This is a genomic window from Cohnella sp. (genome assembly GCF_041640265.1).
Classification (GTDB): Bacteria; Bacillota; Bacilli; order Paenibacillales; family Paenibacillaceae; genus Cohnella.
The window spans coordinates 23,494-38,451 of record NZ_JBEQAP010000011.1 but is presented as its reverse complement, the minus strand read 5'-3'; the positions used below and the strand labels follow the sequence as shown (position 1 = coordinate 38,451).

Genomic DNA, 14,958 nt, shown 5'->3' with positions numbered 1-14,958 from the left:
TGAGCCTATCAATCTATCGATAATTTCCGTTAAAATGGTATTAAGCCATTGTTGAAATTTATAAATGACAAGACGGATGGGAGATCATTGTGAAATGAAAAAAAGAGAAAAGATTCTCGCCTTCATTGGTTCGTATGCCGACTCGAATAATCCAGGTTTATATACATGCGAGTATGATGCAAGAAGCGGAAATCTTGAGCTGCTTAATCAAGTCAGCGGCCTAAAGAACCCTACCTTCTTGGATGTGGATGAGCACAATAAACGTCTGTATACCCTTGCTGAGGGGGTTGATTCGAAGGATCAAAGATGCGGGTTAGCCGCTGCTTATGACATTGAGCCTTCAAGCGGGAAACTTAGCTTAATAAATATAGAAGTATCAGTTCCTGTACCTGCATGCCATATCACTTTGGATCGAACCAATCAAAGCCTATTGGTGTCGAGTTATCATGGCGGAATGATCGGGATGTCGCCGCTGCTTGAAGATGGCCGAATAGGGCCAATCGCCGATATCCAGCGGCACAAGGGGAGCAGCATTCTTCCCGTACAGGATCGCCCTAGAGCCCATTCCACATTCATCGACCGATTAAATCGCTATGCTGTAGTTTGCGATTTGGGCTTGGATCGAATTTTTCTTTATAAGCTGGAGCTTAGCACTTATCGATTCATTCCTCATGGAGAAGTTCAGGTGGCCCCAGGATCAGGACCGCGGCATTTCGTCTTTCATCCGTCACTCTCATATGGGTATGTAATTAATGAGCTTAATGCGACCATCACTGCATTCACGTATGATGAAGACCAGGGTGAATTAAGCGAAATTCAAACCGTTTCTACGCTCCCAGATTCCTATAAAGGTGAAAATTCCTGTGCGGATATTCACATATCTCCAGATGGGAAATTTCTTTACGGCTCTAATAGAGGGCATAACAGTATCGCGGTATACGAAATCGATCTGTTGTCCGGTCAGCTCGCTTTAGTGGAGTATGCTTCAACGATGGGGGAGCATCCGCGTAATTTCGCGATATCGCCGGATGGTCATTTCCTGCTTGCAGCCAATCGGGATTCCGATAGTATCGTTACGTTCAATAGAGACTTATATTCAGGCAAGCTGACTCCTACAGGGGATAGCTTAAACGTTTCCATGCCGGTTTGTATTAAATTCGCTTATTTCTGATAACGGCGATGCGTCTGCTTCCTCAGTTATATACTGACTAAAAATGCCGGGAGGGAGGAAAGACAATTGTTCTACACACTGAGATCGAAAATGATGTTTACTTTCTCGCTCTTATTAGTTGTTCCGTTCCTCTCGATGGTGTTGATATTTACCGAACAATCCAAAGACAACGTGGAGCAGATTATTAAATCATCCTCCGCCCAAACATTGGAACAATATGCAGGATATTTGGACATGCTCAGCAAACAGGTCGAAGATATTACCTTTCAGGTATTGGGCAATCAATTCGTACAACAGTGGATTGAGGTGCGTAGCGGCACAAATGCGTCTCTGTCACAGGTAGAACGTTATGAGCTGAATTTACGTGTGAAAGATTTCATTGCCCAGGTCGTCCTGAGTCAGTCCAATGTAGCTTCGATTTCGCTCCATGACAGACAAGGGTTCGTTATCGGCAATGACTCTGTATACGAGAACGTGAAATACGATAGCGAAGATTGGTACGCTTATGTGAAAGAAAAGGGGCCAAGCTGGCTTAGCTCCCATACGGATATGTACCAGCCGAATCATTTAAGCAGAAAGCCAATAAACAGCCTGTTGTTTCCATTAGTTGATTTGGAAACGTTATCAATACAAGGTGCCATTAAGGTTAATATTTCTTCCTCCCTTATTAAGCAGCCCTTATCCAAAATCGGATTAAATGACTGGAGCAGCGTTCAGTTGGTGAATTCCTCAGGAATTACGATTACGGAAATGGGTAATACCAGATCAAGTCTGCTGGAGTACGGCGAGCAATGGGAGCTTATGCTGAATTCCAGCAAGACGAAAGACGTCGTTCAATTGAAAGATGAAGAAGGATCCGTGCGTTATTGGTTTTACCGAAAATTAGACGTTCAGGATTGGCTCCTGGTCGGAGAAGTGACGGAGAAGGAATTGTTCCAGGATATTAACAAAACGAGTCGCACGATGCTCTCCATTGGGGTGGGGTTGCTGCTGCTGACCATAATCGCAGCATATTGGATTTCCTCTGGAATGACTCGGCCATTATCGAAGCTGTCTCAGGCGATGCGCAGATTGGAAATGGGCGATTTTAACGCAGCAGACAAGCTGGACATACCGAAAAAAGGTGAAGCCGGTTACTTGTTGTATGTGTTTGCTCGCATGGTGAATCAATTAAATCAGCTTATTCGCGATGAGTTTACCTTAAAGCTGAGGAAACAGGATGCCGAGTATAAAGCGTTGTTAATGCAAGTTAATCCTCATTTTCTATACAATACCTTGGAAGTTATCGGCAGTTTGGCTGCACAGAACAAGACTGAGCAGCTAATTGACGTGACTGAATCTCTGGGGCAGATGTTGAGGAACTCGCTGAAATTAGACACAGACATTGTGACTCTTTCAGCTGAGATGCAGCAAATCCGTTATTACATGGATATTATTAAATGCCGCTTCGAGGAAGGAATCTCGTTTGAGCTTACGGAAGATCCCTCCCTTGCAAACGTTCCCATTATAAAATTCATCCTGCAGCCTCTGGTAGAAAATGCGGTGAAATACAGCAAAGAACGAATGCGCCATGCGGTGATCCATATATCCGCTTCCCGGAGGGACAACCGGTTGGTGCTAACGGTAGAGGACAACGGTCAAGGAATGAGCGAGCAGCAGGTTAGCGAGATTATTCGCGACGCTCACACTCAGGATGCGGCAAGTGTGTTGGGGAGTCCGGGGCGCCGAATTGGTTTACGCAACGTTCTGGCGCGCTGCAGGCTGTACTACGGTGAGAAGTTTGAAGTTGAGATTGAGTCCAAAGCTGGCAAGGGTATGAAGATCAGCATCTTGCTGCCAATAAGCGAGGGAACGAATCATGTATAAAGTGCTTGTCGTGGATGATGAAAGACAAATCAGGTTAGGTCTTAAGGCAAAGTTGAACTGGAACGAGCACGGTTTCGAGCTATGCGGAGAGGCTGCAGACGGTAAGGAAGCATTGGAACTGATAGCTATGCTAAGACCCGATGTTATCATTACCGACATCCGAATGCCAATTATGGACGGAATTAGTCTATTGCAGAATTGCTCTACTGCCCATCCGGACATCCAGTTCATTGTACTATCCGGCTATGAGGAATTCAGTTATGTGAAGGCGGCTATGCAGCACGGTGCAAGCGATTATTTGTTAAAGCCGGTGGTCCGCAAAGAGCTGGCTAGCCGTCTGAATACGATCAAATCCGTATTGGATGCCAGACAGAAGGAAAGGGATGAGGAGAAACAACTGAAGCGACAGCTGGACATTAATCATCAACGTCTGCGGGAGCAGTTTCTACTCCAGACAGCACGTGCTGGAGCCGAAGGTGAGGAGTGTTCCAAAGAGGCTGCCAGATTAGGTTTAGGAGAGATATTTAAATCCAATACATTTATCCAATTCGTGACCTTGGAGATCAAGGATACCCGCTCAGGAGCAAGCGGTTCAACTCCCGATTCTTTGTTGCTGCTTGCGGTGTACTTCATGTCTCATGAATTACTCCAGCTCTGGGGAGAGGAAGCACACGTATTTCGTGATTCGGCAACTCCTCAACTGCTGCACCTTGTCTTGAAATGTGAGACGTTCGGCGAGGAAATGCTGGAGCGATGGTTGAAAACCGAGTTTCGTCCGCAGTTGGAGCGGATGCTGAAGGTGCGAGTGCAGATGGGGATTGGAATGGTGGTCAGCGGTCAGACCGACTGGAGAAAAGGTTATTTATCAAGCCGTCTCCAATGGATGCAACAACCGGTGACCGGTTTGCACCCTGCGAGGTCAGAGCCTGAGAATAATGAACTCAAAGCGGAGAGCTTCGAGCTGCTGCCGGTTTCTGAGAAGCAGCTTACTTTGGCCATAACAGAAGGGGACCTGCAGACGTTCCGAAGTACTCTTCGTACTTTACTGGAGCCGACCTTGACATTAACTCTTCAGGCCTTATCCGTTCGGGTGCTGCGACTAGTGCTATTCCTGGATGGAATGGCATCGAAGCATGGATTGAAGCTGGAGGAAACGCAGCATATGATCAGCGGATTGCCGGAAAGCTTGTGGCAGTGCCAGACGCCGGATAAAGCCGAGGCTCTGTTTGTCCACATAGCGCAGAAACTGATTTGGCATATGGAGCAGGGGCAGCAATCGAGCGGTCATGAAGTCGTTGGTCAGGTTGTTGCCTATTTGCAGGAGCATTACGCGGAGGAGGATATCAGCTTATCGCGAATGGCGAGTCGTTTTCATTTGCACGTCTCTTACCTATCAGAGCTATTTAAGAAAATTACAGCAAAGAACTACAGCGAATATCTAACCGAAATCCGCATGACGAAAGCGAAGGAGCTATTGGGCGATCCTCAGCTTAGAGTGTCGGATGTCTCCGAATTGGTCGGATTCTCCAATCCGAACTACTTCAGCCAAGTGTTCAAGAAAACGACTGGACTTAGCCCGATCGATTACCGTCAGAAAAATGACATGAGCAAGCCGAAAATATTATAGAGCAACAACCGAAATAATTGAACGCGCTTACAGAGGCTTCTCCGATATAATCAGACTTGCAAGGAAAGTTATGATTCAATTACAGGGGGAGTAGTAGATGAATAACAGGAAACTCACGTTATTATTAGTGCTTAGTATGATACTGGCGCTCGTAATGGCTGCTTGCGGCAAAGATTCCAACAATCAAAGCTCAAGTCAGGAATCAAGTACGGCAAGTCAAGCCTCACCTAGTACAGAACCTGAGAAGAAGAAAAACGTTACGCTTGATTATGTATGGTTTACAGACGGAGTAGAAGGCGATGTCATGAAAGGCATCATTCAAGATTATCAAACCGCGAACCCTAACGTAACGATTAACCTAATCGAGGTTGCTTTTAAAGATTTGGACGCAAAGCTGAAAACAATGATCGCGGGAGGAAAACCGCCGGCATTATCGCGTTTGACGAATCCGGGGGCATATGTGAACCAGGCACTGGATCTCACTCCTTACGTAGGTGACGTTAAAGCTTTTATGGCCCAATTCGTTTCATCGGTTGAGCCTTATTATTACATCGACAACAAAATCGTTTCCGTCCCTATGGACGTAACGGCGAACGGACTCATCTACAACAAAACTCTGTTCGATAAAGCAGGGGTCAAAGTACCGCAATCAGGAGATGAAACTTGGACTTGGGACGAATTTGCAGTCGCGCTTCAGGAAGTGAAAGACAAAGGCGGAGCCAAACACGGTATGGTTTGGGACTATTCGCCGCATCGTTGGTCAACGATGCTGTATGAGTTCGGAGGCAGCATTTTTAATGAAGACGGTACCGCCGCTGCGATTAATAATGAGAACGGTATCCGTGCAGTTGAATACTTCGTCAAGCTGCACAAAGACGGCTTGATGCCGGAATCGGTATGGCTCGGTGGAGAAAATCCGAACAACTTGTTCCGTACCGGCACGGTTGCAGCACACTTCTCCGGAAATTGGATGATTAGTAACTACAAGGACATCGACAATTTTGAATGGGGAGTCACCTATGCGCCGAAAGAAGTACAACGCTCTTCCGTCCCGGGAGGCAAATACGTAATGGCTTTCAAGGGATCGGGTGTTGAGGACGAAACGGCAGCATTCATTCAATATTTATCCTCCCAAGAGATCAACGCGAAATATACGAGCAAATCGTTATTCATTAGTCCGCGTATCGACAACGCGAAGCTGGACTATGAATTCGGAGCGGACTTGTTCGCGGTGTTCGCCGATGAATTAGCCAACACACCTGCCAACGCAGGACTTGACTGGTCCAAACAACAAGTTATCCCCAAAGTTCAGACGGAAATTCGCGATAGCATCGTTCAAGTGTTAACCGGTCACAAGACGGCTAAGGAAGCGATGGATGCAATAGCCGAGAAGATCAATGCGGTAATCCAAGAGTCCAAATGACGATTGGCTAGGAAAAGGCTGCCTTTATGGCAGCCTTCTTTAATAAGGAAAGGGGAATGCTTAATGCATGTTACGGCGAAGTCTGCAAAAAATTCATATCGTATAACCAAGTTTAAGCGTGCCATTACTCCTTATCTGTTTGTGCTTCCCAATGTCGCCATTTTTGCCACATTTATTGTTATCCCGGCGATATTAGGACTTGTTTATTCCTTAAATGAATATGACGGGTTAAATGATATGGAATTTATCGGATTTGAAAATTACAGGGAGCTGCTGTCCGATACGGAGTTTTGGCAGGCTATGGGCAGAACCTTTTTATACGCAGGTACAGTCGTTCCGCTCCTATTCGCTTGTTCGCTTGGCATTGCAATGCTCCTTGTTCAAGAAATCCGTTTCAAGAGCTTGTTCCGTGCCGTTTTCTACTGGCCGGTTATGATTTCCTTCATTATCGTTGGGCTGACCTGGAAGTGGATTTTCGGAAGCAGCTTCGGCATTCTGAATTATGCCCTGGAACAAGTCGGGATTCCTCCGGTCGGCTGGCTGACGGATCCGTACTGGGCGAAAATGTCGGTCGTGATTGCTACACTGTGGTCAAGAATCGGTTTCTATATGGTCATCTTTATCGCGGGACTTCAGGCGATTCCGACCGACTATTATGAAGCAGCTCGAATCGACGGGGCTTCCCGGTCACGGATTTTTATAGGAATCACGCTCCCGCTGCTGAAGCCAACAAGCTTGCTTGTATTGATATTAACGCTAATCGACGCCTTTAAGCAGTATCCACTGATGTTTGCCTTAACGAGCGGGGGACCGGGAAAAGAAACAACGTATATGGTGCAATACATTTATCAGACGGGCTTCGAAAAGCTGGAGCTAGGACTTGCAAGCGCCATGTCCGTTATCTTGTTCGCCATTATCGGTCTGTTTACTTTCATACAGTTTAGATTAGCGAGAGGGGGGTCTTACGAATGATTAACAAAAGGCTTACTTATTTGCTGCTTAGTGCTTTCTCAATTGTTTATGTGTTCCCCGTATTTTGGGTAGTCATCTCTTCCTTTAAGGATAAGAATGAGCTGTATCAATGGCCCCCTACTCTATTTCCTTCAAACTTCACGTTCGAGAATTTCCGAGTTGCTTTTGGCACCGGGAACTTCGGATTATACTTCTGGAACAGCTTATTCGTTACTTTCATTTCGACGCTGCTCTTATTGCTGATCAATTCAATGGCTGGATTCGCGCTGGCGAAATATCGTTTTCGGGGCGGCACGTTCTTATTAATCTTGTTCATTTCCACATTGATGATTCCTATCGAAGTTATTATGATTCCTATTTTTAAGGTTATCAGCAAGCTTGGATTATACAATTCGTTATGGGGGATCATCATTCCGCCGGCCGCTACGCCGACCGGTGTGTTCCTTATGCGGCAGTTTTTGCTGACAGTTCCCAATGATTTACTGGAGGCCGCTAGAATCGACGGCGCTGGAGAATGGAAGATTTATTGGCGCATCATCCTGCCGATAGCCAAACCCATCTTGGCCGTGCTTGCCATATTCTCGTTTATGTGGCGCTGGGATGACTTCTTGTGGCCTCTAATCGTCCTTAGCGACCCAGCCAAATACACCGTCCAGCTGGCCATTTCTAATTTCATCGGACAATACGATGTTGACTGGGGCAGCTTGCTGGCAATGACAGTCGTAACCATGATTCCGGTACTTGTCGTATTCCTCGCCTTTCAGAAGTACTTTGTTCAAGGGATGGTAACCTCCGGGATGAAGGGATGATTAAATGGAGCAAACATGCAACTCATTCTCTTATCGTAACAACGGTATGAACCGGGACGAGATCCTTAAGCTGAAGGACATCTGAATTGTACATTCGGATACAGCCTAGACTGACTTCTCTTCCGATCGAAGAAGGGTCGTTCGTACCATGAATACCATAGTGCGGTTTAGACAAGCCCATCCAGAAGGCGCCGAAGGGACCTCCGGGATTGGCTTGTTTGTTTATGATCGTATACACTCCGGTTGGGGTTCGCGTAAGCATTTTACCAATCCCAACCGGGAATGCTCGAATGACAATGTTGCCATCAAGCAAATAGAGCTGGCGATCGGATAAATCAACGATTATTCGGTATTTGGGCATGCGAATCCCTCCTCGTTATAATTATGCAGCTGCTGAGATCATAGTGAGCACTACTTGTATATGTTAAAATCAATTCATGCGCATAAAGACCCTAGGCCAACTAGTCATATTGGGAGGAAAAAGGATGCAGCTCATTAACCAAACAGATGTGCTTCGAATTCTCGATAACCTTAAGGATCAAGATCTATATATCCATCTGGAGATGACCTCAGGAGCATACGCTGCTCATCTAGATCAGACCAAGCATCCGGCTGCTACCTTCATTACGAATGCATTAATTCGATATTCCCATGGCTCGATCTCTGCCAGTGGTCCATATAGGTTAGGCTTGAAGATGCAGCAGGGTTGGGTATACTCAGAAGGTCTTACCCACTATGAAGAAGCCGAGACCAATAGATTGATCATGGCTGGCCATGATGCTCAGGGAAAGCTGGTTGTTTCTTTGCAATTAAGCCCGGTACCCTTCTAATGGAGGAGGAGATGAACCCTTGTATGGAACGACACATTCTGGTTATATTGCCCCATCCGGATGATGAAGCTTTCGGTGTATCAGGCACATTAGCTATGCATCTGGAGAATGGAGCACAAGTCACTTACGCATGTCTAACCTTGGGAGAAATGGGCCGAAATATGGGCATCCCCCCATTTGCTAACCGAGTAACGCTTCCATTAATTCGTAAGCTTGAACTGGAAGCATCCTGTCGAGCGATTGGGATACAGGATTTAAGAATGCTTGGTTTTCATGATAAAATGATTGAATTCGAGGACCAGGATCAGCTGGATGGCAGTATCAACGAGCTCTTATCGGAGCTTAACCCGTCGCTGGTCATTACCTTCTATCCGGGTTACAGTGTTCACCCTGATCATGATGCATGCGGTGCTGCCGTGATTAGGACCATTGCAAGGTTAACCGAAGATCCAAAACCCGTTGTTCATTGTTTGGCTTTTGCCAAAAATCAGGAGCATACAATCGGCAAACCTGACATTATTAATGATGTATCCGATTATCTTAATCATAAGATGGCGTCCATTCAGGCGCATCGTTCTCAATTCCAGGCTGCTGAGCTATTAGGCAGTAAAAAGCTGAACGATAAAGAGATACAAGAGCGGTATGGAACAGAACGATTCTGGACATACCGATTTCCATAATGTGGAGCGAAGGAGGTTTACACACCATTGTCTCGAATGGGATCAGCTTATATGAGGTACATTTTTTTGTTCGTTTGTTATGGACTAGCTATTGCTGTTTATGTTTGGTATACCTCTCCCCAGCATGTACCTGAGATATACGAAGGAAGCGCGGCAGATCCTGCCACCTTCTTCACGACCAGGCAATTACAGAATAGTGAAGAATTAAATGCGATGAGAAATTGGATCTTCTTCATAAGTGGTCCTTGGGAATGGCTGATCTATGTAATCCTGCTCTCAACGGGACTTGCGAGAAGCTGGAGAGAAACCTTAGAGAGGATTAATATACCAATCTACATTCGATTTCCTGCCTATGTGCTTCTTATTCATACTGTGTCCTTCATCCTCTATTTTCCGCTGCGTGTCTTTGGCCATAACCTGTCGAAAGCATACGGAATCACCACGCAATCAGCAATAGGCTGGCTTCGGGATAAGCTGATCGCATTCGGGATAAGTTACCTGACGATGTTAGCAGTTTCCGCTGTCGCATTTTGGCTCATCTCACGCGGAGGCCGCTGGTGGCTCAAGCTATGGCTCATCTCCATTCCATTCACTGTATTTATGATGTTCGTTCAGCCGGTTGTGATTGACCCTATCTATAATCAATTCACACGTTTATCCGACCCTCAGCTGGAACAACAAATACTTGCACTTGCAGACAAGGCGGACATTCCGGCAAATCGCGTATATGAAGTGGACATGTCGGAAAAAACAAATGCGATGAACGCCTATGTGAACGGCCTAGGATCGTCACTGCGGATTGTGTTGTGGGATACGACTTTGCAGAGGCTGGATGAGAAGGAGGTGCTGCTCATCATGGCGCACGAGATGGCGCATTACGTCAAGCATCATCTCGAATGGAGTGCGCTGGGCGCAGTTGTTTCCTCTTTTATCCTTTTAGCTATTGGGAGTTGGGTGTATAAAGCAATAGTACGCAAGCGGGGCTTGGCATGGGGAATACGTTCCTTGTCTGATATGACTGCTCTGCCTCTCATTTTGCTCATGCTCTCCGTCTTATCATTCGCTTCATTACCGATCACCAATTACATATCCCGGCAAGCAGAGGCATCCGCTGATCAGTATGCAATGGAGTTAATCGGAAGTGCAGAGGGCTCCGTATCCATGCATCAGAAATTGGCGGTGGCGGTGCTGAGCGACGTGAACCCGCCGCTTCTTGTTAAGTGGTTCCGAGACAGCCATCCAAGCGATATGGAAAGGATTATAGATGCAGAGAGCTTCGAACGGCGTAGAGGGAAATGAAATCTATGTTTACCTAATGGCCGGAGTGGCGACAGCTCCTCATTTCATGGAGAAGTTTCGCGCTGCACTCCATGAGAAGCTGGCGCAATCCGGAAGGAGCGTGCATTCAGAGCTTCTCTTTCCTTATGGCGATTGGAGCAGGAGAGTAGTGCCTCAATTATGGGAAATAAGGTATGATATGAGACTAAGCTTCTCTCGTTTCTCCTACTCCATTGGAGGTAATCGCTTGCTTTCTTCTATCCTGTCACAGCTTCCAATGGATAGAAGCCACAGAACGATCTTCATTGGTCATAGCGGCGGGGGTGTGGCCGCGGTGCATGCTGCCCAGCTAATGCTAGAGAAACATATCGGCTCTGAACCTTCCCAGGTCGTGATGATCGGCTCCCCAAGAGTCCGCATCCCAGATAACTTACAGAGCTCGGTATTATCTCTATATGCGACAGGGAAATCTCGCGATCTTGTCTCGAGACTTGGCACATTCGGTGGATGGAGCTCCGAATTACGCCGATTTCCAATCTGGCAGGCGGATAAACATGCTCCTGTGAATATTCAAGGCTTACCTATTATCGGGGGCCATCCAGATTATTTTCGTGACCGTGCTCCGTACGTAAATGCGATTGGAAAGTCTAACATTGACATTACTTTGGAAGCTATCGAGCAATGGCTATATCCTTTTTTCAGTTAATAGTATAATAATCTTATCGATACATAGAGATCGTTTAGTAAATGGAGGAAATTAAAATGACAGCGAATTATGCAAAGCAAGGGAAATACGAAAGTGAAGAAGCCATATTGCTAAAGCATGGCAGCTACTCAGCAGTGTTGTTGCCAAGAGTAGGGGGTAACCTAGTCTCCCTTCGAGACGATGTTCGCGGCTTCCGCTTTATTCGCGAACCAGAAGGAGCAGATTGGTCATCCTTCATCGAGCGTCCAATGGTGCATGGGATTCCTGTGTTATTCCCGCCCAATCGGTATGATGCAGGCGTCTTCGAGTTTGACGGCCGAGCTTACAGCTTCCCCATCAATGAGCAGGAAACTGGGAATCATCTCCATGGATTTGTCTACCAATCTCCTTGGGAGGTCGTTAGCTTCGGCAGTACAGATGAGGAAAGCACGGTGACAGTAAAGCTGCGGTTTGACGAACAGCACCCGGACTTTAACTATTTCCCTCATACGATGACCTTGTCGCAAACCTTTTCTTTGTCAAATAAAGGCCTCACTCAGTCCTTCGATGCCGTTAATGAAAGCGAATTGGCGTTACCCTTCATGCTGGGATTCCATACGAGTTTGAATGCACCTTTTGCTCCGGGGAGCAGCGTATCTGATCTGGAATGCGGTTTATCCATCGAAGACCGTTGGGAGCTGGACAGACGTATGCTGCCGACCGGCGGCACGCAGCCTCTGAATGAAGGAGAATTGCTCTTAAAGGCAGGCAAAGGCAGTCCTTATTTTGCTTCTCTCGACAATCACTACTCCGCATCAGCTGCAGGCACTAACGCCATGACGCTGTATGACAAACGTGAGAATGTTACTTTTGTATATGAAGCTGGAGAAGCCTACAAGCATTGGATGGTTTATAATGCTGCTGCGAACGGGAAGTTTTTCTGCCCAGAACCGCAAACAGGCATGGTGAATGCTCCCAACGTAAAGCTGCCTGTTGAGAGGACGGGGCTCATTCGTTTAGAGCCTGGACAGAAGTGGTCTGCCGCAACTCGTATGTATATAAGATAATCGGAAGAATTTAACTAAAAGCCGGCATAACAGCTGCTCGTTGCAGCTGTTATGCCGGTTTTTTTCTGCGAGGGCAGATACGTATGTCTAAACACAATGCTTAACGATTGCCGGCAATTGTCAGAGTCGCAAAACGCGACATTGAGAGAAAAAGCCGGAGCGCCCCCCGCCATTGTTGCAAAATGAGGCTGTCGATTAATTGTGGACAGTTTTATCATGAACGTACACATACAGAGAATGTATATGATTTTTCGCATACATTTCCAGAATCCGGGCTCAATCAAATTTTTTTGTATGAAATTTCGTATAGAATCGACTGATTCGATGTGTGTGACGCTCATTTTGTATGATTTTTCGTATAAATTTTTTGGTCTCCCGCAGATTTCCGAAGTTATGAACTGTTAATCGACAGCCTCAAAACGCAACAATAGAGACGTTTGGCGAAGAGATCCCCCGCATAACGATCGTCCTGAGGGTCTCGAATCTGAAGCAATAAAATCCGTAACGACCGTTCCAACCTTGTCCACCTTGCATATGATAGCAATAAAAGAAGCTAATCAGAGGAGGAAAGGCGGATGCAATTACAAGCAGGCGCGATAAGCGCTTTTTTTGGGGTGGCGATATCCTTTAGCTTCGGCTTATGGTCGGAATCGCTTACCTTCCTTATTGTCTTGATGGCGATTGATTATTTTACCGGTGTCGTTGCCGCAGTCCGGAGCGGGAGCGGGTTGAACAGCAACATCGGGTTTTGGGGTTTGTTCAAAAAGGCGCTTATACTACTCGTTATGATCATTGCACACCGGTTGGATGTACTGCTGGGTGTTGAGGTTATTATGGGTGCGGCCGTTTATTTCTACATTGCCAATGAATTGCTCTCCATCATTGAGAATTATGGTCGTATAGGCCTCCCTCTCCCTAGCCGCTTGAAGAGGATCGTCGAGGTTCTTCGAGATCGCGCCGGTGAAGATAAACAGGATAAATGAAGACACCGTATTTTACCCATGATAATATGAGCAGAGAAGCTCGTTTTTTTGTTTTGTTACAATATAAGGATATAATCAATGTCAAAAGGAACTCACGACAGGGAGGATGAATCGCTATGAGATTAGAAGGCGGCACAAGTGTTACACTGCGCGTCGAAATGGATAAAGAACGAGTAACCTTTGGAGAGCTTGTATCGGTAATCGGTCAACAAGGCGGAGATATCGTAGCGATTGACGTCATTCAGCCCGGAAGAAGAAAGGAAGTACGTGATTTGTCAGTCACCGTCATTGACCCATCTGTTGTCGCGTCCCTTTCAGCGGCAGTACAAGCTATGAAAGGCATCCACCTCGTGAATGTATCCGACAGAACGTTCCTCCTTCATCTCGGCGGGAAAATCCAAGTGCACTCGAAGGTGCCGATTAAAAACAGGGATGATCTATCCAGGGTTTACACGCCAGGAGTAGCGAAAGTTTGTATGGCGATACATGAAGATATCAGTAAAGCCTTTTCCTTGACGATTCGCCGGAATACGGTTGCCGTCGTGTCGGATGGAACCGCAGTACTAGGCCTCGGAGATATTGGACCTCATGCCGCAATGCCCGTTATGGAAGGTAAAGCGATGTTGTTCAAAGAATTGGCCGGCGTAGATGCATTCCCAATCTGCTTGGATACTCAAGACACTGAAGAGATCATTAGGATTGTCAAAGCTATTGCACCCACATTCGGCGGCATTAATCTGGAGGATATCTCCTCACCCCGATGCTTCGAGATTGAACGTCGGCTGAAGGAGCAATTGGACATCCCGGTATTTCATGACGATCAGCATGGTACTGCTGTTGTTCTGCTAGCGGGGCTGATCAACGCTCTAAAAATCGTTAATAAGCGGATGAATGAAATTAAAGTTATCGTTTGCGGCATAGGAGCGGCTGGCGTGGCCTGCTCCCGTATGCTTCTAACTGCCGGAGTGACAAATCTGATTGGTGTAGACAAGGAAGGGGCCATCCATAGGGAATTGTCCTATACAAATGAGGTGTGGAATGAATATGCCCGCATGACGAATCCCCACATCGAGAAAGGTCCATTATCCGAGGTGATCCGAGGAGCGGATGTATTCATTGGATTATCACGGCCTAAGGTGCTCGCGGGCGAAGATGTCCGGTTAATGAATCGGGATCCAATCGTATTCGCTATGGCGAATCCTGATCCGGAAATCTCGCCAGATGAAGCAGGACCTTATGTGAGGGTGTATGCGACAGGACGTTCCGACTATCCGAATCAATTGAATAACGTGCTTGCGTTTCCTGGGATTTTCCGAGGAGCGCTTGATGCTAGGGCTAGTACGATTAATGAAGAAATGAAGCTGGCCGCAGCCCAAGCCATTGCTTCTATCGTAACAGATGAGGAGCTGAACGAAGAATATATTATACCTGGGGTCTTTAATGATAAGGTCGTTCCCGCCGTTCGCAAAGCTGTTATTCGAGAAGCGATACATAGCGGAGTAGCCCGGAAGATACCAAGCGATTTCAGGAATATGGATTAGATAGATCGTTGTTCATCATTTTGTCA

The 14,958-nt window shown here is 46.5% G+C and carries 14 protein-coding genes; 13 read left to right on the top strand and 1 reads right to left on the bottom strand.

Going from position 1 to position 14,958, the window contains the following annotated elements:
- The first annotated feature begins 94 nt into the window (after positions 1–94).
- The 6 genes from ACESLK_RS10625 (at position 95) to ACESLK_RS10600 (ending at position 7,868) form a co-directional block, all read left to right on the top strand.
- Positions 95–1,171 (top strand): lactonase family protein, encoded by a 1,077-nt coding sequence (locus tag ACESLK_RS10625; RefSeq protein ID WP_373229408.1) that lies wholly within the window; start codon positions 95–97, stop codon positions 1,169–1,171.
- 66 nt (positions 1,172–1,237) lie between these two features.
- Positions 1,238–3,037, top strand: coding sequence for a sensor histidine kinase (locus ACESLK_RS10620; protein WP_373229407.1), 1,800 nt, complete (start codon positions 1,238–1,240; stop codon positions 3,035–3,037).
- Positions 3,030–4,664 carry a response regulator transcription factor gene (locus ACESLK_RS10615; protein WP_373229406.1) on the top strand — a complete coding sequence of 545 codons (1,635 nt, stop codon included), beginning with the start codon at positions 3,030–3,032 and terminating at the stop codon, positions 4,662–4,664. Before ACESLK_RS10620 ends, ACESLK_RS10615 begins: the two co-directional genes overlap by 8 nt.
- A 97-nt stretch (positions 4,665–4,761) precedes the next feature.
- A complete protein-coding gene (locus tag ACESLK_RS10610; RefSeq protein ID WP_373229405.1) occupies positions 4,762–6,087 on the top strand; it encodes an ABC transporter substrate-binding protein in 1,326 nt (441 codons plus the stop codon).
- Between the two features lie 63 nt (positions 6,088–6,150).
- Complete coding sequence (locus ACESLK_RS10605) at positions 6,151–7,059, top strand: carbohydrate ABC transporter permease (RefSeq protein WP_373229404.1); 909 nt, start codon at positions 6,151–6,153, stop codon at positions 7,057–7,059.
- Positions 7,056–7,868 (top strand): carbohydrate ABC transporter permease, encoded by an 813-nt coding sequence (locus ACESLK_RS10600; RefSeq protein WP_373229403.1) that lies wholly within the window; start codon positions 7,056–7,058, stop codon positions 7,866–7,868. The genes ACESLK_RS10605 and ACESLK_RS10600 overlap by 4 nt, the downstream gene beginning before the upstream one ends.
- 22 nt (positions 7,869–7,890) lie before the next feature.
- Here the strand turns inward: ACESLK_RS10600 and ACESLK_RS10595 are convergent, their stop codons facing one another.
- Positions 7,891–8,229 (bottom strand): L,D-transpeptidase, encoded by a 339-nt coding sequence (locus ACESLK_RS10595; protein ID WP_373229402.1) that lies wholly within the window; start codon positions 8,227–8,229, stop codon positions 7,891–7,893.
- Between the two features lie 124 nt (positions 8,230–8,353).
- On the opposite strand from ACESLK_RS10595, the gene ACESLK_RS10590 reads away from it, so the two are divergent.
- The 7 genes from ACESLK_RS10590 (at position 8,354) to ACESLK_RS10560 (ending at position 14,932) form a co-directional block, all read left to right on the top strand.
- Positions 8,354–8,698 (top strand): YojF family protein, encoded by a 345-nt coding sequence (locus tag ACESLK_RS10590; RefSeq protein ID WP_373229401.1) that lies wholly within the window; start codon positions 8,354–8,356, stop codon positions 8,696–8,698.
- Between the two features lie 23 nt (positions 8,699–8,721).
- The gene (gene bshB2, locus ACESLK_RS10585; RefSeq protein ID WP_373229400.1) at positions 8,722–9,378 is read left to right on the top strand and encodes a bacillithiol biosynthesis deacetylase BshB2; all 657 of its coding nucleotides are present in this window, start codon (positions 8,722–8,724) and stop codon (positions 9,376–9,378) included.
- Positions 9,379–9,429: 51 nt separating this feature from the next.
- Positions 9,430–10,677: a M48 family metallopeptidase gene (locus ACESLK_RS10580; RefSeq protein WP_373229399.1), complete on the top strand. Its 1,248-nt coding sequence runs from the start codon at positions 9,430–9,432 to the stop codon at positions 10,675–10,677.
- A complete protein-coding gene (locus ACESLK_RS10575; protein ID WP_373229398.1) occupies positions 10,643–11,362 on the top strand; it encodes an alpha/beta hydrolase family protein in 720 nt (239 codons plus the stop codon). Before ACESLK_RS10580 ends, ACESLK_RS10575 begins: the two co-directional genes overlap by 35 nt.
- A 56-nt stretch (positions 11,363–11,418) precedes the next feature.
- A complete protein-coding gene (locus tag ACESLK_RS10570; protein WP_373229397.1) occupies positions 11,419–12,408 on the top strand; it encodes an aldose 1-epimerase in 990 nt (329 codons plus the stop codon).
- 575 nt (positions 12,409–12,983) lie between these two features.
- The gene (locus ACESLK_RS10565) at positions 12,984–13,391 is read left to right on the top strand and encodes a phage holin family protein (protein ID WP_373229396.1); all 408 of its coding nucleotides are present in this window, start codon (positions 12,984–12,986) and stop codon (positions 13,389–13,391) included.
- Between the two features lie 116 nt (positions 13,392–13,507).
- On the top strand, positions 13,508–14,932 hold the full coding sequence (locus tag ACESLK_RS10560) for an NAD-dependent malic enzyme (RefSeq protein ID WP_373229395.1): 1,425 nt from the start codon (positions 13,508–13,510) through the stop codon (positions 14,930–14,932).
- The last annotated feature ends 26 nt before the right edge of the window (positions 14,933–14,958 follow it).

Bases quoted from the DNA above. Each gene is read 5' to 3' on its own strand.
- ACESLK_RS10625 (WP_373229408.1), top strand. From the start codon at position 95: ATGAAAAAAAGAGAAAAGATTCTCGCCTTCATTGGTTCGTATGCCGAC.
- ACESLK_RS10615 (WP_373229406.1), top strand. From the start codon at position 3,030: ATGTATAAAGTGCTTGTCGTGGATGATGAAAGACAAATCAGGTTAGGT.
- ACESLK_RS10610 (WP_373229405.1), top strand. From the start codon at position 4,762: ATGAATAACAGGAAACTCACGTTATTATTAGTGCTTAGTATGATACTG.
- ACESLK_RS10605 (WP_373229404.1), top strand. From the start codon at position 6,151: ATGCATGTTACGGCGAAGTCTGCAAAAAATTCATATCGTATAACCAAG.
- ACESLK_RS10600 (WP_373229403.1), top strand. From the start codon at position 7,056: ATGATTAACAAAAGGCTTACTTATTTGCTGCTTAGTGCTTTCTCAATT.
- ACESLK_RS10595 (WP_373229402.1), bottom strand. From the start codon at position 8,229: ATGCCCAAATACCGAATAATCGTTGATTTATCCGATCGCCAGCTCTAT.
- ACESLK_RS10590 (WP_373229401.1), top strand. From the start codon at position 8,354: ATGCAGCTCATTAACCAAACAGATGTGCTTCGAATTCTCGATAACCTT.
- bshB2 (WP_373229400.1), top strand. From the start codon at position 8,722: ATGGAACGACACATTCTGGTTATATTGCCCCATCCGGATGATGAAGCT.
- ACESLK_RS10580 (WP_373229399.1), top strand. From the start codon at position 9,430: ATGAGGTACATTTTTTTGTTCGTTTGTTATGGACTAGCTATTGCTGTT.
- ACESLK_RS10575 (WP_373229398.1), top strand. From the start codon at position 10,643: ATGCAGAGAGCTTCGAACGGCGTAGAGGGAAATGAAATCTATGTTTAC.
- ACESLK_RS10570 (WP_373229397.1), top strand. From the start codon at position 11,419: ATGACAGCGAATTATGCAAAGCAAGGGAAATACGAAAGTGAAGAAGCC.
- ACESLK_RS10565 (WP_373229396.1), top strand. From the start codon at position 12,984: ATGCAATTACAAGCAGGCGCGATAAGCGCTTTTTTTGGGGTGGCGATA.
- ACESLK_RS10560 (WP_373229395.1), top strand. From the start codon at position 13,508: ATGAGATTAGAAGGCGGCACAAGTGTTACACTGCGCGTCGAAATGGAT.